Below are 23,904 nucleotides of genomic sequence, written 5' to 3' on the forward strand. Positions count from 1 at the left end.
GGCTAGACGCAGACGATAATTTGTCGGCTGAAATTCCCCTTGTTTACCGTACAGCGTGAATCGATGTGAAATCCCGCTTCCACTAGCAGTGGATCAATCTGTTCTGTCGTTACAATGACCGCGCGCCGCGCTAACCGGCGGGCGGTTTGCAGCATGTCCAGCTTCTCTGCCTCTGGCAGCACGGAGCACAGATTATACGGCATGTCCAAAATCAGCGCATCGTAGATGGGCTCTGGACTGCCTTGCAGGGCCGTCGGATGCGGGACGAGCATCCGCATATCCGCGATCTGGACCACTCCCGGCATGCCGAAGTGGTCCAGATTCACCCGCGCGCCGCGCACGGCCAGCGGGTTGATGTCGTAGCCCACGATGTCGATCCCCATCGACATCGCCTCCACCAGCACCGTGCCCATGCCGCAGCACGGGTCAATGACCCGCGTGCCCGCCACCTCGGGCACGGCGATGTTCACCACCGCCCGCGCGAGGCGCGTTCCGAGGGCGGTGGAGTAGTTCTGTGGCTTCTGCTGATGCTGAAGCCACACGGCTTCGCCGTAGCTGCATTCGCCGAACAACCATCGGCCACCCAGCTCCGTCACGGCGAAGTACTGCTCCGGCCTGCGCATCTCGGCCTTGCCGCGCAGCCCCAGCCCCAGTTCGCGCTCGACGCTGCGCTGGCGGTCATAGCTGACCGCCGTGTCCGTCTCCGCGAACACGACCTTGAACGTTGCGCCGCGCACGGTCAACGTCTTAAGAGCAGAGGCCAGCTCCGGCAAGCTGCCGGCCTCAAAAGCAACATCCATCCGCAGCTTCAGAAACGGGCTGCGGCTCGGCTCTACCTTACGCGCGCTGACGGCGTAGCGCGCACCAATAACAGCATCTGCGCCCAATAACGTGCGCAGCTCCAATTGACACAACGCCTGTTCATCCTCATGACAGGCAAATACATATATATGTTCCTTACTCACTTGTTCCATTGCCCTACCTCACTCTTCCTTACGCCCTTACGCTACGCAAATTCCTGAATAACTTGCTTCACGAACGTATCCATCGTTTTACACAAAAACATATCCTTCCGATACACAATACCGACTTCCTTCTGCGGAACGGGATCGATAATCGGAATCGCGCACAGCTTCTGCTCACGCATCTGAGCCCCCATGCCATCTACATACGATTTAGGCAAAATCGCACCGCACACATGGTTTTTCGCCATTTGCAGCAGGGATTCGAGTGTGGATAGTTCCACTATCGGCTTCCAAGCAAGACCGATCTGCGCGCAGCAATCATCCATCATTTGCCGAACATAGAACTTCTGCTGCAGCATCGCAATCGGAATCTCGGTCAACTCCGCCAACCTAATCTCCCCCACCTGTTCTTGGGCAAATGCATGCTGAGCCGACACCACAAGTTGAAGCTTCTCTTGATACAAAGGCACACAGCGCAGCTGCTCATCCTCCTCAGGCAAAAAAACAACGCCCACATCCAACTCATTGCTCAGCAACTTCTCCTTGGTTTCCTCGGTAGCCAGCTCCATCACCGATAGCTCGATTTTCGGATAATTGGCATGAAACGTCATGATCGTCGCCGTCAGCAAATGATTGCCCGAACAGCCGATCCGCAGTCGCCCGCGCTGCATCCCTTGAAGCTCATTCATCGCCATCTGGGCTTGCTCTAGCTCGTGAAAAATGTTGCGACTATGCTTGCGCAGAATCTCGCCAGCTTCGGTCACATACACTTTTTTACCCATGCGCTGAAAAAGCGGTGACCCCACCCGATCCTCTAACAACCGAATCTGTTGACTAAGGGTAGGCTGGCTAATGCCCAGCCTTTCTGCTGCTTTTGTGAAATGAAGCTCCTCACACACCGCCAAAAAATACACCAATAACCGATAATCCACCTGACGCCCCCCGATCATAGCTATTAACTATGATAGTAATTGATAAATAGCAATTGATCAATGATTGCGAATTTTCTATAGTTAAGGGTAAAAGATTGTGAGAACCCTCAATAGGAAAGGTGGCACAACATATGTACGGAAACATTCGCATCGAACAAAATCAAAGTGGTAAGCCAATGCCAAATTTGAAAGAGAATCTAGGATTTGGCAAACTTTTTACAGATCATATGTTTATTATGAATTACGAAGAAGGCCAAGGCTGGCACGATCCGCGCATCATTCCCTACGGTCCGATTTCACATGACCCTGCTGCGATGGTTTTCCACTATGGGCAAGCTGTTTTTGAAGGGATGAAAGCATTTCGCACGGAGAGTGATGAAGTTGTTTTATTTCGTCCCGATCAAAATGCCAAGCGTTTAAATCGTTCTAGTGAACGACTCAGCATCCCGCAATTGGATGAAGAGTTCGTTGTTCGTGCTATTCAAGAGCTGGTTCACCTCGATGCCGCATGGGTACCGAAGAAGGAAGGCTCCTCTTTGTACATCCGTCCGTTCATCATTGCAACGGAAGGCGTGCTAGGTGTCCGCCCATCTCTGACTTATTCCTTTATTATCATTATGTCGCCAGTTGACGCTTACTATGAGGAAGGCCTGCAGCCGATTAACATCCTTGTGGAAAGCTATTATGCGCGATCCGTGCAAGGCGGGACAGGCAATGCCAAAGTAGCAGGCAATTACGCTGCCAGCCTAAAGGCACAAATGTTGGCTAAAGAGCATAACTGCGCACAAGTGCTATGGCTCGATGCCATCGAGAAAAAGTATCTGGAAGAAGTCGGCAGTATGAACGTCTTTTTCAAAATTGGCGGAGAAGTCATCACGCCTAGCCTTAGCGGCAGCATTCTAGAGGGAATCACGCGTGGCAGCATCATCCACCTGCTCAAAGAATGGGGCATCCCCGTCTCTGAGCGGAAAATATCAATCGATGACCTCGTTAAAGCGCATGCGGATGGGACGCTGGAAGAAGCTTTCGGCACTGGCACCGCTGCGGTTGTATCGCCAATTGGCAGCCTGCTGTGGAACGGTACACCGATGGTCGTGAACCATGGCGAGATCGGCGAGCTTGTGGAACGTCTGTACACGACAATTACAGGGATTCAGAGTGGCAAACTGCCAGACACGTTTGGCTGGTTGTTAAAGGTTTAAACTCTGTTTTGCCGCAAAATAGCTGCACAGCAAATAACCGACGAGTTTTCTATTCGTCGGTTATTTGTTTATTCACTTCACCTGCGGTGTCCTATCCGACGAATAGCTGGAAAAAGTACAGTTAATTCTGCACTGTTCCACGATTTTAGTGAAATAGCTGGAAATAATGTAGTTAATTCGGCTCGTCTTCAGCAGAACCAGAAGATTCTCCGAAAATAACTACATATTTTCCATCTAATCGTGATTTTCACCCGTTATCAGAAAAATTAGCTGTATATTTTCCAGTTAAACGAGGGCGTAGCTTCCCCCTACTCCTTCGCCTTCCCCTGCTCCTCCACAACATGACCATCAATATCAATAATGTCCTTGCTGCTGACGGCATCATCTCCGAGGAAATCCCTCAGCTTACTTTTCGCTTTGCGTCTAACCTCATCATCAATACTCTTCGACACAGCCGCCAACGCAAAGCCTAGCGCACTTAAATCATCGACATAACCAACAATCGGCAGCAAATCTGGCATGAGATCCAGCGGCAAAATGAGATACCCCAAAGCACCGTAGATCTGAACTTTCGCGCGCAGCGGCGTTTTCGGACTATCCAATGCATAAAAGAGCAGTAAACCCATATAAATCACTTTACTGCCAGCTTTTTTGGCACCTTTTTTCAACTTGGACCAAAAGCCGTCAATTGAGAAATACTTTTCATATTTGGACACATTCATTGGGCGATCACTCCATTCATCTGCATTTCCTGACTTGCTGCACTCATTGCACTCACTTCATTCACTGTATACCTTGTTATATACCCTTATTTTACACTGATCTCACACAAGAAGTCTTCGTTTCCGTATATCTAACTTTTACCCAAGTCCATCCAAAGAATATCCCTATACAAATAATCCCTCATCCTGTATGGTGTTGAAATCGACATCTTGCAGCAAGAAATGAGGTTTTACTTATGTCATCCATCTGGAATAAACTCACATCCATTCGGCTCCCCTTCTGGGTTATGTTCATGAATACCTTCAGCATGGCGGTCGGATTTTACATGATGATCCCATTGCTTGCCTCTTATCTATTAAACGACATCCTGCTGACAGTCAGCATGGTTGGGATCATTTCAGCGATTCGCAGCTTCAGTCAACAAGGGCTTTCCGTTCTTTGCGGGACTTTGGCTGACAAACTCGGGTATAAGCGTACCATTCTGATTGGTTTGTTTATCCGTACCTTTGGTTTTGGTATGTTCGGTTTCGTCGATAGCATCCCTGGCTTTATTATAGCTTGTTTCTTCTCCGGCTTAGGCGGATCGCTATTCAACCCAGCTAGCTATGCTTATTATGCGGCATTATCTACTTCGAGTAACCGCATTACGATTTATTCGATTCGAGAAATGTTAAGCAATATGGGATTCGTTGTAGGTCCTGTTGTAGGTGCATTACTTATGGGCTTTCATTTCAAATATGTGAGTATGGCTGCTTCCCTTATTTTCGCATTTTCCTTTTTCTTTAGCCTCTTCTTCTTGCCAGCTATCCAGAGTGAGCAATCTCGCAAGGCTTACACAAGTATCTGGTCACAAATGAAACATGTACTGAGCAATCGTCCTTTTCGACGTTTTATGATTTTCACGATGATCTCGTGGTCACTTGTCACCCAATTATATATAGCTGTTCCGTTTCGAGTACATCAGCTTGCCAGCGATGCGAATATTGGACTCATTTACAGCTGCGGCGCTATTGTCATGGTCCTTCTGCAAGTGCCTTTGTCCAAATTGGGCAACCAAAAGCTGCAGCCCTTTGGCGTGATGTCGTTAGGTACGTTGCTGTTGGCAGGCGGTTTGTTCACAATGGGCATGCTGGGAGGCATGTGGGGGATTTACGCAGGAGTGATCGCCTTCATGATTGGACAAGTATTTCTACAACCTATGATGAATACCATGGTTTCCGACTATGCCGGAAATGATCAAATTGCCAGCTACTTTGGCTTTAACAGCTTCGCTCTCTCTATCGGGGCCATCATCGGAAACGTCGGCGGCGGTTATTTGTATGACCTAGGTAATGCGCTCGGATGGCAAGGTCTTCCCTGGGTTTGCTTCTTCGGGTTTGGACTTATGAATATTGTGTTTATGCTAAAAGAGCAAAGAACGACGTCAGCTGCTAAGTCTTTCATCCGCACAGAAGCTTAAATAGTTACACGCTCTTCTATTCGCTAGCTCTAACAATCTGATAGCTCACAGCTACAACGCCGTTACTGTAGCCTTTGGAGTCAATCAATTTCAGGTTGATTAGTTCCTCAATCCCGTCGAAAAGACGTGTGCCCGATCCAACCACCACAGGGCATATGTTGAGGTTAAGCTCATCCAGCAGCCCTTCGCGCAACAATGATTTAACGAGTGTCGGACTGCCCGGAACCTGAATGTTCTGGCCAGGCTGCTGTTTGAGCTTCCTCATTTCTTCGACGAAATCCCCTCGTATAAGCATCGCTGGCTGCCAATGCAGCGTATCAAGCTTCCCCGAGACTACATATTTCGGTGAGTTATTCAAGAAATTCGCCATTGGTGAATCATTGCTTTGGTGCTGCCAAAATTGCGCCAGAAACTGATACGTTTGCGGCCCCAAGAGGACAGCATCCGCTTTCGCCACACCTTCCGCGATACGCTCCATGATTGCGCCATTGCCCCACTTCTTCGGCGAGTTTTCAGGCGAGTCGATAACTCCATCCAATGACATGAATAGTCCTGCTACGATTTTTCTCATCGTGTATTTGCTCCTTCTACTCTTCACTTTAGTTGTTGGACCGTGTACCTGAATCTTAACATAAAAGAATTCCCAAGTTGGTATCCAGCATTTTTTCATATGCCTATTGCGCTCTATATCGCGCGGTGATATACTCATCTCATGATATATCACGACACGATATAGCGAGACATGATACAACATACCCTGATATAAGAAAAAGGTGCATTTATGGATAGTGAAAAGCTCTACCGTCAGTATTTACCGATGTCTGAAACCGCCTACTACATTCTGCTTTCCCTGACTGAAACCCGGCATGGTTATGGCATTATTCAGTTTGTTCAGGAGCTGACGCACGGTCGAATTCACTTAGGTCCTGGAACGATTTATGGCAGCTTATCACGGATGGAGAAGGATCGTCTAATTCAGGCTGTAGCAGAAGAAGAACGTCGCAAGCTGTACCGCATTACCCCATCTGGTAAAGAACTGCTTAAGCTCGAGATCGCCAGAATCACGGAGTTATACGAAAATGCGAAGAAAGTAGAGGGATCTTTCGATGAATGAGACCAAGAAAGTGTTTAAATGGTGGGATGGTTCACAATCCGAGCTCATTTCTGCATGGCTGGAGAATATGGAGGCACAGGGTTGGCATTTACAACGTGTCAATTGGAATGGTCTGCGCTTTCACTTTAAGAAAGGTGCTCCTCGTAAAATGAGCTATTGCGTAGACTACCAAATGAAAGTTGACCCCAACTACACTAGTATTTTTGAGGACACGGGGTGGGACAAAATTTACAGCGGAGCCGGCTGGTATATCTGGAGACAAACCTATCAAGAGATAAAGCCTGAAATTTTTACCGACATTGACTCCATGATCGATCGGAATAAACGACTACTCGGTGTATTTACTGCCGTAACTGCCGCTCAAATCCCAATTATCATGATCAACATCAACAATACCTTCTTCTATCCCTTACTCATCCTATATATCCCTCTGATGGGCCTGCTTGTAGCTAGTTTATACCGACTGGTCGCTGCCAATAAAAGACTTCAATCCAAAAAGGACATTCTATAGTCCGCTAGCTGGCTAGTTGAATGTCCTTGATTTATCCTGTATGTTCGCTAACGTACTCTTTTATCCTACTGCTCCATGCTCTCTTAAGAACCCAATCACTGCAGTATGTCCTTGTTCTTGAGCCAGATCAATCGCATAGACGCCGTCCACTGACTTCGCATGAACATCCGCACCATGATCGAGCAACAGGGAAATGATCGCTGTACTATCCTTATGGAAAGCCGCCACATGTAAACTTGTATGTCCATTGCTATCCATAATCGTCGGATTTGCTCGGTGAGCAAGCAGCAGTTGTATGACCTCCATGTTCCGCTCGCCAGCAATAGCCGCGTGAAGCGCCGTATTAGACGGGATGTAACTTACTTTAGATTGAGATACGGCATTCACATCCGCACCATTTTCCAACAGCAGCTTAACTATTTCACTCTGACCAAAATGTGCTGCAAATCCCAATAGGGTAAGACCATCACTGTTCTCAGCATTGGCAAGCGTAAGATCCGTGTTTAATAACTCCTTGACGCGATTTGCGTCTCCTGTGCGTGCTGCGGTAAATACATCGTTAATCATGTAGGGGTGGCCTCCTCTAACTTGTATGTATGTCAATTCGGCGAAAATCTAAGAATTTCCTTTTTCCCCCAAATAAAATAATTTATTGGAACCCCATTTCTGAACCAACCCATCCACCACCAAGCCAATCATCCCGTACATCACTACGTAGATCACATAAGTTAAATAGGTTACAGGCAGCAACGCACTGCTCCCCGGCCATTTCGTCATATTTGTGCGGTCAAACAACACTTGGTCCAAGACATCCACCTTTGAAAGCAAGCTTATCGGCGGCGTCAGTCTTATCCATAGATTCGCCAAACCGAACCCTACACCGTCACAGACACAAACGATCATGCTAAGCACCACAAGCCAGAAGGCACAACGCTTCAACAATGGCAATGGACAGACCTTCTTCCTACGTTAAGTTGGATGGGTAGTAACTACAAACTATGGCTAACTGAAAGTTTTCCCATAAAAAACCAATATATCACAATAATACATCTAAGGCTCATCCTGTTCGCGTGCCTAGCCTACGCGCTATCCCACGTCCAAACCGCCTCCGGCAACGCAAAAAAAGCTACCCCCGAAAGAGTAGCCCTGCCACTGCAAATAAACCAAACACCGATAACATCGCACCTGAGATGCGGTTGATCCACAGGAACGCCGCTCCTTTGAGCCGCTCCCGCAACAGTCCAACTAACAAACTCAACAGGAACCACCATAGCGCCGAGCCTGCAAACACACCGATTACCAAAGAGATCGCAGGCGTGAAGCCTGCATCAGCGCTATCCCCTAACCCCAGCCCCGCAAACGCGCCTACAAACGACATGATCGTCATCGGATTCGTGATCGTGAGTAGCAGCGTAGATGCATAGGACTTGAGCAGCGTGTCCCCTGTCGCTTTGGCAGCCTCAACCGCTGGCTTGGAGCGAAAGGTTAGTACGCCCAAATAAATGAGAAACAGACCGCCGACCAGCTGTAGGATTACTTTCTGATCCAACAAAAAGCTGGTGATCAGCGTCAATCCAAAACCGGCGATAAAACCATAAATCGCATCAGCCGTGGCTGCACCTAGCCCTGATAGAAAGCCATGCAAGCGACCTAACGTTAAGGTCCTGCGCATACACAAGATCCCGATAGGGCCCACCGGTGCTGCGATCGAAAAACCTAGCAAAAGCCCTTTTAACAACGGGATGAGCAATTAAAACACCTGCTCACCATCGTAAGTAGCGATTTTCTTATAGAGATCCGGACGACGATCGCGGAAAATACCCCATTCGATACGCTGAACTTCCAGCTGATCCAAGTCAAACTCAGCAACGAGAACCGTTTCCTCGTCACGCCCAGCTTCTTCAATTAGATTGCCCTGCGGGCCTGCAATGAATGAAGAACCGTAGAAGTTGATGCTGGAATCCTCATCTTCTTCCTTACCAATCCGGTTCGAGGCAATAACCGGCATCAAGTTGCACGCCGCGTGACCGCGCATGCACATTTGCCAGTGATCCTTCGAATCAATGGAACCATCCTGCGGCTCAGAGCCAATAGCCGTTGGGTAGAACAACAGTTCTGCCCCCATCAGTGCCATTACGCGAGCAGCCTCTGGGTACCACTGATCCCAGCACACGCCGACGCCGATTTTGGCGTAGCGTGTTTTCCACACTTTGAAGCCGGTATCTCCCGGGTTAAAATAGAACTTTTCCTCATACCCCGGACCGTCAGGGATGTGGCTTTTGCGGTACGTGCCGAGCACAGAACCATCGGCATCGATAACGGCAAGCGAGTTGTAGCGAGCGTAGTTCTTTTTCTCATAAAAGGAGATCGGAAGTACGACTTGAAGTTCTTTGGCGATCTCACGGAAGTGATTAATCGCTTTGTTTGTCTCGAGCTCCGTCGCATAGCGGTAGTAGTCGGATTTTTCTTTTTGGCAGAAATACGGCGTTTCAAAAAGCTCTTGAATCAAAATAATTTGCGCACCCTTCGCCGCGGCTTCGCGTACCAATTTCTCCGCTTTGGCGATGTTTTCTTCTATATTATCGGAACAGCTCATTTGTGTGGCTGCTACAGTCACTTTTCTCAATGGAATCACCCTTTCTTGCTAGCTGGCATTTGCTGCGTCGTGCAGTGAACATTGCCGCCTTCTTTAATAATGGACATCCCATTAATCGTACGGATTCTGCGGTCTGGGAACGCAGCTTGAAGCACTTCAATCGCCTTGCGATCCGTCTCCTCTGATGTCCCGCCAAACACCGGCAAAATAATGCCGCCGTTCACAAAATAGAAATTCAAGTAGCTAAGCGTCAAGCGCTGCTCTTCAAAGAAAGTAAGCGGAGGTTGCTCGATCTGAATAATCTCGAAGGAGCGGCCTTTGGCATCTGTCGCATTGCGGAGAATCTCCAAATTCTCCTGTGTAATCGCATAGTTCGCATCCGAAGGATCGTTGCAGACTTGCAGAATGATTTTGCCTGGAGCTGCGAAGCAAGCAATATTGTCCACGTGACCATCTGTCTCGTCGCCGTCTAGACCTTTATTCAACCAGATAATTTTCTCCACGTTCACGAAATTGCGGACATGCTCCTCAATCTCCTCGCGGCTTAGATCCGGGTTGCGATTCGTGTTCAGCAAACATTCTTCGGTAGTCAAAAGAGTACCTTCCCCATCCACGTGGATGGAACCGCCCTCCATGACGATCGGAGCGTCAAAACGTTTCACACCATGGTGCTCCGCGATTTGTGGAGCTACATTATCATCCAGATCCCAAGGCGCGTATTTGCCGCCCCAGGCGTTGAACTTCCAGTTGACTGCTGCGATTTCTTGCTGCTCGTTCAACACGAAAGTTGGACCATTGTCGCGGAACCAAGCGTCATTATGAGGGATCTCAAGGAAATCTACGTTAGACTCCGTAAACATCGCCTTCACTTGCTCGGCATCAGATGGATTAACGATCACGGTTACAGGTTCGAATTCAGCAATGGCTTTTGCTAGATCTGCATACCCTTTGGACACAACTGCATGATCCTCTGGGTAAACCATCGATGCTTGAACAGGCCATGAAATAAAGGTACGCTCGTGCTCTGTCCACTCTGCTGGCATGCTATAGTTTAAATCTTTGGGTTTCGTCATCATCCATCATCTCACTTATCTCAATTGGATTTATAATCTCGTAGAATATAAAAAAAACATCGTCTCCCATCATAACTCAAAAGTGGCTAAGGCTCAATGTAAATAGGTAGTTCCATGACCAATTCCTGCTGAGCATCCACTTGATCCCCAAATTTGTGTCCGTACGCAAAGCCCAATCTCAATGACAAAGAGATTCCTATTAATTTGTATCGTGTCCAAGTGCCGCATATTGATGCGGACGTGTTCAGGCAGTGGGCGTCCAGGCAGGCGGGGGCACTCACCAGACCTACCATCTGACCTATCACCAGATAGTCCGAAAAGATCGAACTAATTTCACTTTCCAAGTGTTTGATGCTTACTTAGTTCTAAATAGCCCAACTAAATCGCCCCAAATTGCCTACATCTTAGAAAAACAGGCAAATAGTTCGGCAGAATCTGACTATGGACTCATTTTTGATCGGGATCGACGATTTAGTTCGGCGATATCGGACTAGATCTGATTCCTGATCGGAAAAAGCAGAGTGCAAAAAAAAGAGGCACCACCGGAACCCGCCGGGGTGACCTCTTTTTCAACTATTCCTGCTGATGGTTCATCCGAACTTTTGGGGAAGTACCAACTAGATACGGATATGTTAAGAATAAGCCAGCTAGATAGAGAAGCACAGCTAAGTAAACAGGCAGCAAATGGACAAAATCCGTATATCCAATTTGTCCATGAACCGCGAGCCCTGCCACGAAGCCGGGTAGTCCACCCCATAGGAAGGTCCACCACAGCCAACCCTCGCCTTGATTGACACCCCACAGTGCCGAAGCGGTTATGGCTACTGCCAATGAAAACAGCGCACCGCCAAAGCCTGCTCGATCATGTGCAATAAGAGGAATAATCGAGTCACTCCAAGCAGACAGCTGTGAAGTGGTTACACCCAAATACGCCAAATCACTGGGAACAAATACGCCGGTAACCCCTACGATTGATATCGTGAGACCTCCAATTCCTAAGCCAAAGCCAAGTATCACGAAGCAGCATTGCCCCCACTGGGCTCTTAGCCAAATCCGGTCATTCCGTAGACCAGGAGGTTTACGAGCCGGATGATCCTTCAATCCACGCAACGTAAGTAGAAACATGGGCAGCAGAACAACTGCTGCCGCCGCATGCAGCGGATCGAAATACCCGTAGCCGAGATAGAGAAAGAAACTGCTAAAACCAACAATACAAGAAGATAAGACTGCCGTACGCGCCCAATGCAGCCCATAACGTAAGCCATGATGAGCTAACTGATAATAAAAAATGCCAAGAGAGATCATTGTACCCGCTAAGGTAATTCGATCATGTGACATGAAATGAAGAAGATGGCTATTGAAACGGACAATTTCACTGCGTGATCTGCCTAAGAAGTCTTCATCATAAGGCAAAACCACCGTCGTTGCTGCAATAAACCAAGCGAGTACACCGCCCATCATCATAGCTAATCCCAGCAGACTCATCCAGCCCCAATTCGCGAAGAAGGAAGGGAGTGGTGGGAAGGATTGCGGTGACGGCGAGAAGGAATCTGGAGTTGACGATGAAGGCGGTGGTGACGGGAAGGATGGCCCCTCGCCCGCGGAAATCACAGGAGCTGTGAGGCGATCATACAGGATCGCCTCATTGATGCGCTTGGGCAGCCCTGGCCCCGCGTAAACCAGCCCGCTGTGCAGCATCACGCTAGTCGCGCCTGCTGCCAAAAGCGCGAGCGCGTCCTCCGGCTGATGCACGCCGCCGGCCGCCACAATTGCGCTGCGCTCACCCAGCGCCTCGCGCAGCAGCCGGACCTTGCCCAGCTGCGCACTGAGCAACGCTGCCCCACCGCCGACGCGCTCGCGGCGAGTGCCCGGCTCCCGCTGCGCGTCGCCGAGGACGACACCGCTGAAGCTGCGCGCGGTGTCCAAGATCGCATGCAGCTCCCCCTCTGGGAGCTGCTGCGGCACATACAACAGCAGCGGCTTCCCCGGGGCCGCCGCTTCCGCAAGCTGGCGCACCTCCGCGAGGTACGCCAAAGCCGTTGCCGATGGCCAGCCTTCGGCGAGGCCATCGAGGGTGAACCCCGCCGCGTACGGCGCCAGCGTGAGGAGCAGCTCCCGCTGCTCTTCAAGCGCTTCGCGCGGCGAACTTCCCGGCATCGGCCGGAGCCGCACGAAGTGCGGCAGTCGATGCCCCGTGCCCTTGCGCAGGCGCGCGGCGATCGCGTCCGCGCCGTCGTTCTCATAGCCATCGGAGTAGACGATGGCTTCTTCCTCTGTCATGCGAGTTATCGAGGCATGACTACAGACAGCTCGGGCCGTCACAGGCCCGAGCTCGATGAACCCGAGACCGAACTGGGCGAGGGCCTTGTGTGCGGTGCCGTGCGGGTCAAGCCCGCCGCTGAGTCCCACGGGGCAGGCAATCGGCACGCCTGCCAGCTCGCTCGCGAGCTGCGGGGACATTTCCATATGACCCATCGTGCGGATCACAAAAGTCCCACCAGGAATGCGACTTAGCCCGCCTATCGCTTGCAGCGTAAGATCTCTTGCCCTTCGCCCGCTAAGCCGGAAAAGCAGCGGTTTAAATAACGTATGATACGACCAATCGGGCATAGGCCGCCTCCTCTTTTGGATGTTAGTTCCAGTATACCTTGTATCCTTCTCTCTGCCCATAGACACACTTTGTTGCTATTCCTTGTGATTCTAATCACAGGGGTTCCCCTCACTTTTTCGCTATACTCAAGGCATCAAGTCATTCTACTAGAAATGAGATGATCCCCAATGCTAAGCGAACAAACCATCCAAATTATTAAATCCACTGTGCCCGTGCTCGAAGTTCATGGTGTAGAAATAACCAAACGTTTCTATGAAAAATTATTTACCTCTCACCCAGAGCTCCTACATCTTTTCAATCATGCTAATCAAAAGCAAGGCCGACAGCAGACGGCTTTAGCTAATGCTGTTTATGCAGCGGCGAAGCATATCGATCGATTAGAAGCGATTCTGCCAGCTGTAAAACAAATTGCCCACAAACATCGCAGTCTTGGGGTTAAGCCTGAGCAATATCCCATCGTTGGAGAACATTTGCTAGGAGCGATTAAAGATGTTCTGGGCGATGCGGCAACAGACGAAATTCTTGCGGCTTGGGCTGAAGCTTACGGCGTCATCGCAAGTGCATTCATTGGCATTGAATCGGATATGTACACCAACTCGGCTACGCAGCCTGGGGGCTGGAGCGATTTCAGACCTTTCGTCATCACCGGCAAAAAAAGAGAAAGTGACGTCATCACCTCTTTTTACCTAACGCCGCAGGATCAAGGTCCTCTTGCTGCATTTGAACCTGGACAATACGTCAGTATCCGTATTCAAATCCCAGGCGACACATACACACACATTCGCCAATATAGCCTTTCGCATGTATCTGGTCAGCCGTTCTACCGAATCTCTGTGAAACGTGAAGACACGAACCCTGCCATCCCTGCGGGCAAAGTTTCCGTCTACTTACACAATCAAGCGCAAGAAGGAGATGTTGTATGGCTTTCTGCGCCAGCAGGTGATTTTACTCTAGATCAAACGGATTCTCGACCTGTTACGCTGCTTAGCGGCGGTGTCGGACTAACTCCTATGGTAAGTATGCTGCATGCACTTGTTACCAAACAACCGAATCGTAAGGTTACCTTCATCCATGCTGCTCAAAATGGTCAACATCACGCCCTTCGCAGAGAGGTCGAACAGCTCGCTGAAGCACATCCACAAGTAACGGTTGCTTGGTGCTATGCACAACCTACAGCTATGGATTCCAGCGAAAAGGTATACCATAAAGAGGGTTATCTCGATCTACCGTGGATTCAAAGCCTTGTACCTAGCGTGAATGGCAGCTTTTACTTCTGTGGTCCCGTACCGTTCATGAAAACCGTGAACCAATCGCTTATCGCTTGGGGGGTTCCAGAAGCCGACCGTCATTACGAATTCTTCGGTCCTTCAGGTGCGCTTGCCTAAACAAAAAAAGGGAGAAGAGCCTAATCGCTCTTTCTCCCTTTTTCTCGTAGCAGCCTATTCACAGTTTCACGGCGAAGGCCAATGAATTGACCGATTTCCTCCTGCGTTAGCACGTCTGTCAGCTTCAAGGTGCCTAGGTAATGTTGAAACCACTTTTCCATTTTCAGCAATTTAGCCGCTGGAGCGACTGCCGTTAATTGATCAATACGCTGCTGCATCATCCTCAGTTTGTCCTGTAGCTGACTAGCGATCGTGCGAAAGTGTTCTGGGTTGCGTTCCAAATCTGCATACCATGGCTCAGACGGCAAAACTTCAACCTCACTTGTCACAAGGGCGATCGCCGTTGCATAGTAGGCACTCGGGCTAATCAAGGAATGATGCGGAATCGTCTCACCGGGCACGATAATATTGACCAGTGTCGTATTCCCGTCTTCGTGTGATCTGACGATTTTCAACAGGCCCGTATGCAGCTTGAAAAGTGAGCCTGACTCTCCTTGCCGGAATAGAATTTCTCCCTTATGCAGTTTCATTTTTGTATATCTCCTTTAATGAGCAAAAAAGCGACAGCACTTTAGCTGATCGCTTTTCATTTGCACACGGATGACGTCATGCTATAGCTCTTTCTTTAACGGTTCAAAAGGTGTCCGAATCAATTGCCGCGCCTGTGTTAATTTAGCCGATAGGTTCACGTACCAATTCAGTTGCTCGACTTTGCCAATCAGCCAAATCGAAATCAATAAGCCTGTTAACGACACGAGAACAGCAATCGGCAGTGCCCACATGGAGACGGGATGAGCGAAATAGGGAATGAATGAAACCGCCAGGATCGGCGCCGCATTCCATTTGAAGAATTGGATTAACGTGATCGTCACGAGGGCTGTTAAGAAGAATGAAATGGCTCCTGTGCTAATCGAATAAAAAATACTGCCCATCGTAACCGCGATAATGGCTCCGAGAATAATCCGCCGTATTTCTCTAATATTGTCTACGCGATGCATAAATAAGAAACTGAATGCGCCCAACGTTGGGTAAAATACCATCTTCATCGATGGAAAGTGATAGGATGCCCAATAAGCTCCCATCAGATAACAGCAAATGACAAGCGAACGAAGAAACATCGTTGGTTCCCGTCCTTTTCTATATGGGATTCATGAGGCCGTTCACGTTCTAAACTAGACCCTTCCCATTTTACAAAAAAGACAGAGAATCAGTCAATAACTTTACATGCCATGTTATGTCAATTTGACGCTTCCTTAGTTCCGATCCACGGATACGGTTGTTGAAGCAAAGAACTTCGCCACAGCAAAAGACGCCGCCCCAAGCACGGTCGACCGATCACGAAGCTGAGAGAACTCCACCCTCAATTGCTTGCGCGGATGCGGCAAAGATCGTTTCTCTAGCAGCTCCAAAAGTGGCTTCATGAGCCATTTTTCACCGCCAGCCAACCGTCCGCCAAGAATAATAAATTCCGGGTTATACCCGTTAATAATGTTCACTACACCAACCCCAAGATAGTAGCCCAGCCGTTCAAAAAGCTTAATGACCCCTGCATCGCCACTCTCAGCTTTTGTTAATAAAGACTCCAGATCGACTTCGTGCCCAAGCTCTCTCGCCGCTTGCTCCAATAACGCATGCTCGGATGCGTAAAGCTCCCAGCAGCCCAAGCTGCCGCAGCGGCATTTCGGACCGTCATGCTGAATTGAGATGTGGCCGATCTCACCGGCGAAACCCGTCGCCCCGCGATAGAGCTCATTTTTGATAATAATACCCGCACCAATCCCCATACCAATGGACACATAAATGAGATTCGCCGTGTCTTTGCCAGCGCCAAATTGCTTCTCCCCAACTGCACCAGCATTCGCCTCATTATCGATGACAACAGGCAGTCCAAATTCAGCTTCCAGCTGTCCCTGCAGCTGCACATTTTCCCAGCCCAGATTCGGGGCAAACAATAAATTCCCGTCCTCATCGCAGATGCCAGGCACACCGAGACCGATACCAATAACGCCATATACGCTCTCTGGCGCCGTTTCAATCAACTCACGAATTGTCGTTTTCAGCAGTTGCGTGACCTGTTCCACAGACTCATTGTGATGCAGGATGCGATTCTCACGAATTACTTTTCCCGTCAAGTCGGTGAGCACAGCCAATATATCATGTACACCCAAATCTACACCGATCGCATATCCGGCCGTTCCGTTAAAAAGCAGCATCATCGGCTTACGCCCTCCGCTTGACTCCCCAACACCGATCTCCTGGGCGAGGGAGCTCTCAATCAGTTCATTCACGAGACTGGATACTGTCGCCTTCGTCAGCCCTGTAATCTCGGCAATTCTAGCACGTGAGATCGGTGAATCCGTGCGAATGTGATGCAATACGATCGATTTATTAATTTTTTTCACAAGGTTTAAGTCGCCTGTTTGTTTCATGGTTATCCTCCATACCGTTCCAAATGCTGCGAGTCATCGCTATGGAAATGATTCTAACATAGAAGACTTTTTCATGCATTAACTAAGTTTGTTTAATGAATTTACAAACTTTAAGAATGATGCTATGATGGCTTCATAAGCAATTATCATTCCTTTATACGGAGGCTGAATTCATGAGCTACTTTGACAACATTCAACCGGTTACTTACGAGGGCCCGACATCTACGAACCCACTTTCCTTTAAATTTTACAACCCAGAGCAAGTCATTCTAGGCAAAACCATGCGTGAACATATGCGTTTCGCAGTCGCTTACTGGCACTCTTTCTCTGCTAATGGTTCTGACCCATTCGGAGCTGGTACTAACGTCCGTGCTTGGGATAAATACGACGGTTTAGAGCTGGCCAAAGCTCGCGTTGACGCTTGCTTCGAGCTTCTGAACATTCTAGGTGTCGACTACTTCGCTTTCCACGATCGCGATATCGCGCCAGAAGGCAACACCCTACAAGAAACGAATGCAAACCTCGACGAAATCGTTGGTTTGATCAAAGATAAAATGGCTTCCACAGGCAAAAAGCTGCTTTGGAACACAGCCAACATGTTCACAAACCCGCGCTTCGTTCATGGGGCAGCTACTTCCAACAATGCAGAAGTTTTTGCTTATGCAGCAGCACAAGTGAAAAAAGCTTTGGATCACGCCAAAGAGCTTGGCTCTGAAAACTACGTTTTCTGGGGCGGCCGTGAAGGTTACGAGACGCTTTTGAACACGGATCTTGGTCTTGAGCTCGACAACCTGGCTCGCTTCCTGCATATGGCTGTTGATTATGCCAAAGAAATTGGCTACACAGGTCAATTCTTGATCGAGCCTAAACCGAAAGAGCCATCCAAGCACCAGTATGATTTCGATGCAGCGACAACACTTTCATTCTTGCAAAAATACGACCTGCTTCCTTACTTCAAATTAAACCTTGAAGCTAACCATGCTACACTTGCTGGTCACACGTTCGAGCACGAGCTTCGTGTAGCTCGCGTTAACGGCATCCTTGGATCCATCGATGCGAACCAAGGCGACTTGCTGCTGGGCTGGGATACAGACGAGTTCCCAACAGATTTGTACTCGACAACAATGGCAATGTACGAAATCCTTCTGAACGAAGGCGGCATCGGCCGTGGCGGCGTGAACTTCGACGCGAAAGTTCGCCGTACGTCTTTTGAAGCTATCGACGTTGTATATGCACACATCGCTGGTATGGACGCATTCGCTCGCGGTTTGCAAGTTGCAGCAAAATTGATCGAAGATAAAGTCTTCGACAACATCCTTGATACACGCTACGGTTCCTTCAAGTCCGGCATCGGCGCAGACATCGTGTCTGGCAAAGCGGACTTCAAGTCACTTGAAGCTTACGCGCTTGCAAACAACGGACCGATCGTCAACCAATCCGGCCGTTTGGAATTGATCAAAGCAACTGTGAATCAGTATTTACTTAACGCTTAATACAAGAAAAAATCCCGCTTCAGCCTTGGCTGGGGTGGGATTTTTTGCTGACTCCAAAAGCCTCTGCTTCGCTCACGTAACTCGAAAAATTCGACTTACAGATCCCAAACGCCCTCGCCTCACCCACGCAACTCGAAAAATTCGACTTACAGAATCCAAATGCCCTTGCTTCGCTCACGCAACTCGAAAAATTCGTGTTACAGACTCCAAAAGCCCTTGCTTCGCTCACGCAACTCGAAAAATTCGTGTTACAGACTCCAAAAGCCCCTGCTTCCCTCACGCAACTCGAAAAATTCGTCTTACAGACTCCAAAAGCCCCTGCCTCACCCACGCAACTCGAAAAAATCGACTTACAGACTCCAAAAGCCCCTGCCGCTCTCACGTAACTCGAAAAATTCGAGTTACAGACTCCAAAAGCCCCTGCCGCTCTCACGTAACTCGAAAAAATCGAGTTACAGACACCAAATTCCCTTGCTTCTCTCACGTAACTCGAAAAATTCGAGTTACAGACTCCAAATGCCCCTTGCTTCGCTCACGTAACTCGAAAAAATCGAGTTACAGACTCCAAATGCCCCTGCCGCTCTCACGCAACTCGAAAAATTCGAGTTACAGATCCCAAAAGCCCTCGCCTCTCTCACGTAACTCGAAAAATTCGACTTACAGACTCCTTCGACTTTTCCCATGCAAAAATCCCGCTTCAGCCTTAGCTAAGCGGGATTTTGTAGTTCCATCTTATCCTGTACCTTGTTGGTTAACCTTTTCACTCTCAATGGGTTCACCACAGCCGCATTTCGCGCCAAACGAGTTGCAGCCGCTGAACAGCAATGCCACGAGCATGAAAAGCACAAGTGTCTTGTACCTATTCCCTTTTCGCGACAGCATCTCTTCAACTCCTGCTCTTGGTTATTTCAGCGCCTCGCGAATAGCATCTTCGATCTGATCCATCGGATCTGAAGCAGACTTCTTGTAGAGCCCGCTAGCGACAGCGGCCTCCACACTCACAGCCTTGTCATCCTCGACCAGCTTTTGCAGCAGCGTACGCGTGCTGCCCTTAAGCTTGGTCTGGATGGCGCGATACGCGACCGCGACCATCTCGTCGCGGCGAAACACCGCGCCAAGCGCAATCGACTGCGCCTCGCTCGCGCTGAGCAGTCCACTTGCCGCCGCAAGCTCGCTGGCCGTCTGCGGCTCCGCCTCTGCGTAGCCGAGCGCGCGCAGCGTCAGCGCCAAGAACTGCTCGCCGGTGATGCTCGCATCCGGCGCAAACGACACGTTGGTGACACCGTGCACCAACGCTTTACTAAACGCGAAGCCTACGGCCTTCGCAGCCCAATGCGTCGCCGGCACATCCGTGAACGGCGAGTTCAGACCTTGCGCATTCGCGGCGGCGGTCTCCCAGCCAAACAGACGCAGTAGCATCGTGGCGCCCTGCGCCCGCGTCAGCGTCTGCTCCAGCTCGTAGCCGCGATCTGTGCCTTGAAATAGCTGCAGCTTGTTCAAGCTATCCGCTTCTGCCGTGTGCTTAACTCCAGCATCCGCAGCCCATGCTCCCGAAGCGAACAACACGGATACAAGCATCGCTCCAACTACGGTTAAAGCAATCTTTTTAATCATTTCCCTCATCGCTGCACCGCCTGATTCGCGCCCTTTTGGCGTAGCGTAGTGAGATCAATGACATACGATGTTTCAGTTAATTTTTGAAAAAAAGCATCCGTTGGACCGACCAAATCCCATTTGAAGCTAATGGTAAAATCCATCGGGTTGGCATAATCATCCCAGTTCCGAACCAGTCTAATCGTTTTCCAGCCGTCAGAATAGTCCTTTACGACACTTTTATCGGTTAGCTTTTTACCTGTCACAAACTCCGTACTCTGCCCTCTTACTTGCTTGTTCGCATTGTAAATTGGCCCGCCCCCATTGGATAAACCACGGACAGTATGAATGCCATCCGTAACACTAATGAACTCCTCTGTAAAAGAGTAGCCCTGCATAGTTGTCAGTTTAACTACACCGTACAGCACTTGCAGAGGCTTAGCTGCGTTGCTATAAACCGCATCGTAGACAGACATGGAAACCGTCGGTTTTCCTGCCTTAGCTACAGGATTAGCGGTAAATTCGGCCGCATACTGCACGCTAATATCCTTCATCTCATAGGTGATACCACCGGGCTTCATAACGTTTTGCTCCGCACCCCACACGGGAACGGTAAACCCCAGACAGCTTATCAATAGTAACAAAGAGATAACTTTACTTATTTTCCTAATCATACCAAAACCCCTCCCGTTTCATAGATTACTAGATGATGGGAAGGTTTGGCAATATTTATATGAAGTAATAGCTCACCAAATAGACTACTCTTCCACTTTCAATTCATTCAAATGAGAGGCTGAATGCCCGTGTTGTGCAGGGTTCAACGCTTCGTCATCGTTGTTATCACGTACTGTTTTTTGCAGAACAAACGAGGACATGGTCAGGAACAAAGCGGTTACAGCGTAGTACCCTTTGACTGAAAGAATCTGATCGAGATTAATGATGCCGATGAACATGCCAAGCAAAGCTAAGGCGAACGAGCTCCACGCTAGGAATGTAAAAGCCGATGTATTCCGCTTACGCGATTCGAACCCATCCTCCAAATTGTCACGAATAACCTTCTGGAGTACGAACGCCGACATCGTGAGAAACAACGCACATACCGCAAAGTATCCCTTCACGCTAAGTGATTCTTCCAGTGTGTAGATTCCAATAAACATGGCCACGAAAGCCCCAATAAAAGACGCCCACGCCATAAAAGTAAAAGCTGTTGTATTCCGTTTCCGTTGATTCATCATATTAATATCCCCCTATCGTTGCCTCGCAACGCTATGAATGACCTGCTCTTGTTACTGAGTATATGGGAATCACGGCGTTCTAAATAGTACTATTTTCCAATAGTACCTACTCCTAAGACTTCGTTACATAACTCCTCTAGAGATCAAAGTGTTTAGGGATCATTTGACATTTATTTTTTAGCACTTTATAGTACTGCTCATGACAAAAACAAAACGAATAACTAATCGAGACGTTGTGCTTCAGACCGCTACGAATCTCTTCCTCACCAAAGGCTATTCGGCCACGAGTATGGATGAAATTGTGCTCGCCAGCACGGTGTCGAAGACGAATATTTATTATTATTTCAAAAGCAAGGAAGAACTCTTATCTGCGATATTGGATGAGCTTATCCAAACGTATACACAGCTGATGCAGGATATTGCAGCCCGTTCGGACTTATGTGTTCAGGAACGTTTCAATCTGTTCTATCAAAGCATAACAAGCACGGAAGCTAGCTCTTTAGCTGGCTGCCCTTTCCTCACATTGTATACTCAAATGCCTCTGGAGGCGCTAGAACTCAGACGGAAGGTGGGGTTATTTTTTCAAGATCAGATCCACTTGGTTAATGAGCTGCTTCTCGAAGGGGTGGGCACAGGAGAATTCTCTCCTAATCTGCCTACAAAAGCTGTCGCTGGGCTCCTCATCTCTACACTCGAAGGCGCCTTATTTCTACAACATGCGAACCAGGATCCCGCATTGCTAGGTCAAACCCTTACTACTTTAGTTCATTTGCTAAAATAGTTTTTTGCTGCAGCCGCAGCGAAAGAGCTCGCCTATCTGTACATCTTCTCGTACAGATAGGCGAGCTCTTTATCTTTTTCCCCCAAGACATTCACCTATCTCCTACTGGCCGAATAACATATGAGAAAACCTTTACCGCGGCCATTCCAGAGAAGCGCAACCGCCATTCTCCCCCATTAAGTGACGATCATTCATGGGGACCTCGGTAGATGTTCGCTGTATGACCAATCAGAAAGCATTTTTCGGTAGCCCGCAACTTGCCCATTCTGAAGTGGAAAAAAAGTAGGCTCGGATACAGTCATTTCCGACTTCCCATCTCCTGAGCCTCCTACTTCGAGCGTCTCAGTTGCGCTTTTAGCGTGTTTAACCTCTGAGACTGCCTTATAGGGAGGCTCAGTCATTTTTTTAAAAGGAGGCACATCTTATGCAAATTCACGTTGTCCAGAAAGGGCAAACGTTATATCGCATTTCCCAAACCTACGGCGTGTCGGTTGAGGAAGTCGCTGAGGCAAATGAACTAACCCCCAGTCAAACATTAGTCATCGGACAGGCATTAGTGATTCCGATTGTTGGCTCCTACTACTGGGTCCAACCAGGCGAAGGCCTTTACCGAATCGCGCAAAAGCTAGGCATTGATCTAGACACACTTGCATCTGTCAATGGACTTACGATATATCAAACCTTGCCCAGCGGTTTCCGCTTATATATCCCGCCAACCCCGCGTACGCAAGCGGAAGTGAACGCTTATATTGAACCTCGAGGCGCGGATGTGTCACCAGTTCTCGTTCAAGCAGCACGTGAGGCTGCTCCGCACTTAACTTACCTAGCCCCCTTCAGTTTCCGCATTAACCGCGATGGAACCTTAGTTCAGCCGCCGCTTGATCATTTGCGAGACATCACTAAGCAGCACGGTGTTACCCTCATGATGGTGGTCACGAACCTCGAGAATGACCAGTTCAGCGCTGAGCTGGGTCACATTATTTTGACCGACGAGGCCGTTCAAAATCGTCTTCTACAGAACATCGAAACAACCGCGGAAAAGCTCGGGTTTAAAGATATCCATTTCGACATTGAGCATCTTCTCCCTACGGATCGAGAGGCGTACAACAAATTTCTACGAAAAGCAGTCGATCGCTTCCATCGGAAAGGCTATCTCGTGTCCACTGCGCTCGCTCCTAAGACGAGTGCTACACAAGCCGGGCAATGGTACGAAGCACATGATTACAAAGCGCATGGCCAAATTGTAGATTTCGTCATTATCATGACGTATGAATGGGGCTATAGCGGTGGACCTCCTATGGCCGTTTCGCCAATTGGACCAGTTCGCAAAGTGCTGGAATATGCTCGCAGTGAAATGCCCTCATCCAAAATCATGATGGGTCAAAACTTGTATGGATACGACTGGACATTGCCATTTGTAAAAGGAGGAGACTATGCAAAAGCGATCTCCCCACAGGCAGCAATTGATCTGGCCCGCAAATTTAACGCGCAAATTCTATATGACTACACCGCACAAGCACCTCATTTTAACTATTGGGATGATGCAGGTAAGGAACACACGGTTTGGTTTGAGGATGCTCGCTCCATTCAGGCCAAATTTCGTTTGATTCAAGAACTCGGACTTCGTGGGATTAGTTATTGGAAGCTTGGGCTTAAGTTCCCGCAGAACTGGTTGTTGCTTGAAGATAACTTTAAAATTGTAAAACGCAGCTGACGAGATCAATAAATGGTTTTGAGGAAATATCTGTCAGAAGGGTCCGTGAAGCGGATTCTTTTTTCGTTTCAAGACGGGCAGACAGCAT

General features: G+C 48.8%; 25 protein-coding genes and 1 pseudogene. 8 read left to right on the top strand and 18 right to left on the bottom strand.

Features of this window, described 5'->3' with window-relative positions:
* Positions 1–2: 2 nt before the first annotated feature.
* Positions 3–974, bottom strand: a complete 972-nt coding sequence (locus AC58QM_RS25245; RefSeq protein WP_497287591.1) for a TRM11 family SAM-dependent methyltransferase — start codon at positions 972–974, stop codon at positions 3–5.
* Between the two features lie 32 nt (positions 975–1,006).
* Positions 1,007–1,897 carry a LysR family transcriptional regulator gene (locus AC58QM_RS25250; protein WP_497287592.1) on the bottom strand — a complete coding sequence of 297 codons (891 nt, stop codon included), beginning with the start codon at positions 1,895–1,897 and terminating at the stop codon, positions 1,007–1,009.
* A 131-nt stretch (positions 1,898–2,028) separates the two neighbouring features.
* Between AC58QM_RS25250 and AC58QM_RS25255 the strand changes: the two genes are divergently transcribed.
* Positions 2,029–3,099: a branched-chain amino acid aminotransferase gene (locus tag AC58QM_RS25255; RefSeq protein WP_497287593.1), complete on the top strand. Its 1,071-nt coding sequence runs from the start codon at positions 2,029–2,031 to the stop codon at positions 3,097–3,099.
* 308 nt (positions 3,100–3,407) lie between these two features.
* Here the strand turns inward: AC58QM_RS25255 and AC58QM_RS25260 are convergent, their stop codons facing one another.
* The gene (locus AC58QM_RS25260) at positions 3,408–3,821 is read right to left on the bottom strand and encodes a YkvA family protein (RefSeq protein WP_497287594.1); all 414 of its coding nucleotides are present in this window, start codon (positions 3,819–3,821) and stop codon (positions 3,408–3,410) included.
* Positions 3,822–4,057: 236 nt separating this feature from the next.
* Here AC58QM_RS25260 and AC58QM_RS25265 point away from each other — a divergent pair, with 236 nt between their 5' ends.
* Positions 4,058–5,281: an MFS transporter gene (locus AC58QM_RS25265; RefSeq protein ID WP_497287595.1), complete on the top strand. Its 1,224-nt coding sequence runs from the start codon at positions 4,058–4,060 to the stop codon at positions 5,279–5,281.
* Positions 5,282–5,297: 16 nt separating this feature from the next.
* Here AC58QM_RS25265 and AC58QM_RS25270 read toward each other — a convergent pair whose 3' ends face one another.
* Positions 5,298–5,852, bottom strand: coding sequence for a dihydrofolate reductase family protein (locus AC58QM_RS25270; protein ID WP_497287596.1), 555 nt, complete (start codon positions 5,850–5,852; stop codon positions 5,298–5,300).
* Between the two features lie 210 nt (positions 5,853–6,062).
* On the opposite strand from AC58QM_RS25270, the gene AC58QM_RS25275 reads away from it, so the two are divergent.
* Together AC58QM_RS25275 and AC58QM_RS25280 are read left to right on the top strand one after the other, a co-directional pair.
* Positions 6,063–6,395 carry a PadR family transcriptional regulator gene (locus AC58QM_RS25275; RefSeq protein ID WP_497287597.1) on the top strand — a complete coding sequence of 111 codons (333 nt, stop codon included), beginning with the start codon at positions 6,063–6,065 and terminating at the stop codon, positions 6,393–6,395.
* Positions 6,388–6,906 carry a DUF2812 domain-containing protein gene (locus AC58QM_RS25280; RefSeq protein ID WP_497287598.1) on the top strand — a complete coding sequence of 173 codons (519 nt, stop codon included), beginning with the start codon at positions 6,388–6,390 and terminating at the stop codon, positions 6,904–6,906. Before AC58QM_RS25275 ends, AC58QM_RS25280 begins: the two co-directional genes overlap by 8 nt.
* A 60-nt stretch (positions 6,907–6,966) precedes the next feature.
* Here AC58QM_RS25280 and AC58QM_RS25285 read toward each other — a convergent pair whose 3' ends face one another.
* The 6 genes from AC58QM_RS25285 to AC58QM_RS25310 form a co-directional block, all read right to left on the bottom strand.
* The gene (locus tag AC58QM_RS25285; RefSeq protein WP_497287599.1) at positions 6,967–7,473 is read right to left on the bottom strand and encodes an ankyrin repeat domain-containing protein; all 507 of its coding nucleotides are present in this window, start codon (positions 7,471–7,473) and stop codon (positions 6,967–6,969) included.
* A gap of 48 nt (positions 7,474–7,521) precedes the next feature.
* Positions 7,522–7,854, bottom strand: a complete 333-nt coding sequence (locus tag AC58QM_RS25290; RefSeq protein ID WP_497287600.1) for a hypothetical protein — start codon at positions 7,852–7,854, stop codon at positions 7,522–7,524.
* Positions 7,855–8,032: 178 nt separating this feature from the next.
* The gene (locus AC58QM_RS25295; RefSeq protein WP_497287601.1) at positions 8,033–8,656 is read right to left on the bottom strand and encodes a LysE family translocator; all 624 of its coding nucleotides are present in this window, start codon (positions 8,654–8,656) and stop codon (positions 8,033–8,035) included.
* Positions 8,657–9,532, bottom strand: coding sequence for an N-carbamoylputrescine amidase (gene aguB, locus AC58QM_RS25300; RefSeq protein ID WP_497287602.1), 876 nt, complete (start codon positions 9,530–9,532; stop codon positions 8,657–8,659).
* A gap of 5 nt (positions 9,533–9,537) precedes the next feature.
* Positions 9,538–10,578, bottom strand: coding sequence for an agmatine deiminase family protein (locus AC58QM_RS25305; RefSeq protein ID WP_497287603.1), 1,041 nt, complete (start codon positions 10,576–10,578; stop codon positions 9,538–9,540).
* Positions 10,579–11,148: 570 nt separating this feature from the next.
* Complete coding sequence (locus AC58QM_RS25310; protein ID WP_497287604.1) at positions 11,149–13,245, bottom strand: dihydroorotate dehydrogenase; 2,097 nt, start codon at positions 13,243–13,245, stop codon at positions 11,149–11,151.
* Positions 13,246–13,353: 108 nt separating this feature from the next.
* Between AC58QM_RS25310 and hmpA the strand changes: the two genes are divergently transcribed.
* On the top strand, positions 13,354–14,571 hold the full coding sequence (hmpA, locus tag AC58QM_RS25315) for an NO-inducible flavohemoprotein (protein WP_497287605.1): 1,218 nt from the start codon (positions 13,354–13,356) through the stop codon (positions 14,569–14,571).
* A 20-nt stretch (positions 14,572–14,591) separates the two neighbouring features.
* Here hmpA and AC58QM_RS25320 read toward each other — a convergent pair whose 3' ends face one another.
* The 3 genes from AC58QM_RS25320 to AC58QM_RS25330 form a co-directional block, all read right to left on the bottom strand.
* Positions 14,592–15,101 carry a Crp/Fnr family transcriptional regulator gene (locus AC58QM_RS25320; protein WP_497287606.1) on the bottom strand — a complete coding sequence of 170 codons (510 nt, stop codon included), beginning with the start codon at positions 15,099–15,101 and terminating at the stop codon, positions 14,592–14,594.
* Positions 15,102–15,182: 81 nt separating this feature from the next.
* A complete protein-coding gene (locus AC58QM_RS25325; protein ID WP_497287607.1) occupies positions 15,183–15,689 on the bottom strand; it encodes a hypothetical protein in 507 nt (168 codons plus the stop codon).
* Between the two features lie 135 nt (positions 15,690–15,824).
* Positions 15,825–17,000: an ROK family protein gene (locus AC58QM_RS25330; RefSeq protein ID WP_497287608.1), complete on the bottom strand. Its 1,176-nt coding sequence runs from the start codon at positions 16,998–17,000 to the stop codon at positions 15,825–15,827.
* 173 nt (positions 17,001–17,173) lie between these two features.
* Here AC58QM_RS25330 and xylA point away from each other — a divergent pair, with 173 nt between their 5' ends.
* Positions 17,174–18,493 carry a xylose isomerase gene (xylA, locus tag AC58QM_RS25335; protein ID WP_310501704.1) on the top strand — a complete coding sequence of 440 codons (1,320 nt, stop codon included), beginning with the start codon at positions 17,174–17,176 and terminating at the stop codon, positions 18,491–18,493.
* Between the two features lie 732 nt (positions 18,494–19,225).
* On the opposite strand, the gene AC58QM_RS25340 is transcribed toward xylA, so the two are convergent.
* From AC58QM_RS25340 to AC58QM_RS25360, 5 genes and pseudogenes are all read right to left on the bottom strand, one after another.
* On the bottom strand, positions 19,226–19,375 hold the full coding sequence (locus AC58QM_RS25340) for a hypothetical protein (protein WP_497287609.1): 150 nt from the start codon (positions 19,373–19,375) through the stop codon (positions 19,226–19,228).
* 21 nt (positions 19,376–19,396) lie between these two features.
* A complete protein-coding gene (locus tag AC58QM_RS25345; RefSeq protein ID WP_497287610.1) occupies positions 19,397–20,116 on the bottom strand; it encodes an S-layer homology domain-containing protein in 720 nt (239 codons plus the stop codon).
* Entirely contained in the window at positions 20,113–20,760 is a 648-nt protein-coding gene (locus AC58QM_RS25350) for a hypothetical protein (protein ID WP_497287611.1), read from the bottom strand. Before AC58QM_RS25350 ends, AC58QM_RS25345 begins: the two co-directional genes overlap by 4 nt.
* A gap of 84 nt (positions 20,761–20,844) precedes the next feature.
* Positions 20,845–21,165: a YiaA/YiaB family inner membrane protein gene (locus tag AC58QM_RS25355; protein WP_497287737.1), complete on the bottom strand. Its 321-nt coding sequence runs from the start codon at positions 21,163–21,165 to the stop codon at positions 20,845–20,847.
* Positions 21,142–21,321 (bottom strand): annotated as a pseudogene (locus AC58QM_RS25360) (YiaA/YiaB family inner membrane protein); the annotation flags it as partial. The pseudogene AC58QM_RS25360 and the gene AC58QM_RS25355, both read right to left, overlap by 24 nt.
* A gap of 199 nt (positions 21,322–21,520) precedes the next feature.
* On the opposite strand from AC58QM_RS25360, the gene AC58QM_RS25365 reads away from it, so the two are divergent.
* Together AC58QM_RS25365 and AC58QM_RS25370 are read left to right on the top strand one after the other, a co-directional pair.
* Positions 21,521–22,102: a TetR/AcrR family transcriptional regulator gene (locus AC58QM_RS25365; RefSeq protein WP_497287612.1), complete on the top strand. Its 582-nt coding sequence runs from the start codon at positions 21,521–21,523 to the stop codon at positions 22,100–22,102.
* 424 nt (positions 22,103–22,526) lie between these two features.
* Positions 22,527–23,816 (top strand): glycosyl hydrolase family 18 protein, encoded by a 1,290-nt coding sequence (locus AC58QM_RS25370; protein WP_497287613.1) that lies wholly within the window; start codon positions 22,527–22,529, stop codon positions 23,814–23,816.
* The last annotated feature ends 88 nt before the right edge of the window (positions 23,817–23,904 follow it).

It is taken from the genome of Paenibacillus sp. J22P165 (assembly GCF_059692015.1).

Bases quoted from the DNA above. Each gene is read 5' to 3' on its own strand.
- AC58QM_RS25245 (WP_497287591.1), bottom strand. From the start codon at position 974: ATGGAACAAGTGAGTAAGGAACATATATATGTATTTGCCTGTCATGAG.
- AC58QM_RS25255 (WP_497287593.1), top strand. From the start codon at position 2,029: ATGTACGGAAACATTCGCATCGAACAAAATCAAAGTGGTAAGCCAATG.
- AC58QM_RS25260 (WP_497287594.1), bottom strand. From the start codon at position 3,821: ATGAATGTGTCCAAATATGAAAAGTATTTCTCAATTGACGGCTTTTGG.
- AC58QM_RS25265 (WP_497287595.1), top strand. From the start codon at position 4,058: ATGTCATCCATCTGGAATAAACTCACATCCATTCGGCTCCCCTTCTGG.
- AC58QM_RS25270 (WP_497287596.1), bottom strand. From the start codon at position 5,852: ATGAGAAAAATCGTAGCAGGACTATTCATGTCATTGGATGGAGTTATC.
- AC58QM_RS25275 (WP_497287597.1), top strand. From the start codon at position 6,063: ATGGATAGTGAAAAGCTCTACCGTCAGTATTTACCGATGTCTGAAACC.
- AC58QM_RS25280 (WP_497287598.1), top strand. From the start codon at position 6,388: ATGAATGAGACCAAGAAAGTGTTTAAATGGTGGGATGGTTCACAATCC.
- AC58QM_RS25285 (WP_497287599.1), bottom strand. From the start codon at position 7,473: ATGATTAACGATGTATTTACCGCAGCACGCACAGGAGACGCAAATCGC.
- AC58QM_RS25305 (WP_497287603.1), bottom strand. From the start codon at position 10,578: ATGATGACGAAACCCAAAGATTTAAACTATAGCATGCCAGCAGAGTGG.
- AC58QM_RS25310 (WP_497287604.1), bottom strand. From the start codon at position 13,245: ATGGGCAGAGAGAAGGATACAAGGTATACTGGAACTAACATCCAAAAG.
- hmpA (WP_497287605.1), top strand. From the start codon at position 13,354: ATGCTAAGCGAACAAACCATCCAAATTATTAAATCCACTGTGCCCGTG.
- AC58QM_RS25320 (WP_497287606.1), bottom strand. From the start codon at position 15,101: ATGAAACTGCATAAGGGAGAAATTCTATTCCGGCAAGGAGAGTCAGGC.
- AC58QM_RS25325 (WP_497287607.1), bottom strand. From the start codon at position 15,689: ATGTTTCTTCGTTCGCTTGTCATTTGCTGTTATCTGATGGGAGCTTAT.
- AC58QM_RS25330 (WP_497287608.1), bottom strand. From the start codon at position 17,000: ATGAAACAAACAGGCGACTTAAACCTTGTGAAAAAAATTAATAAATCG.
- xylA (WP_310501704.1), top strand. From the start codon at position 17,174: ATGAGCTACTTTGACAACATTCAACCGGTTACTTACGAGGGCCCGACA.
- AC58QM_RS25340 (WP_497287609.1), bottom strand. From the start codon at position 19,375: ATGCTGTCGCGAAAAGGGAATAGGTACAAGACACTTGTGCTTTTCATG.
- AC58QM_RS25345 (WP_497287610.1), bottom strand. From the start codon at position 20,116: ATGAGGGAAATGATTAAAAAGATTGCTTTAACCGTAGTTGGAGCGATG.
- AC58QM_RS25350 (WP_497287611.1), bottom strand. From the start codon at position 20,760: ATGATTAGGAAAATAAGTAAAGTTATCTCTTTGTTACTATTGATAAGC.
- AC58QM_RS25355 (WP_497287737.1), bottom strand. From the start codon at position 21,165: ATGTCGGCGTTCGTACTCCAGAAGGTTATTCGTGACAATTTGGAGGAT.
- AC58QM_RS25365 (WP_497287612.1), top strand. From the start codon at position 21,521: ATGACAAAAACAAAACGAATAACTAATCGAGACGTTGTGCTTCAGACC.
- AC58QM_RS25370 (WP_497287613.1), top strand. From the start codon at position 22,527: ATGCAAATTCACGTTGTCCAGAAAGGGCAAACGTTATATCGCATTTCC.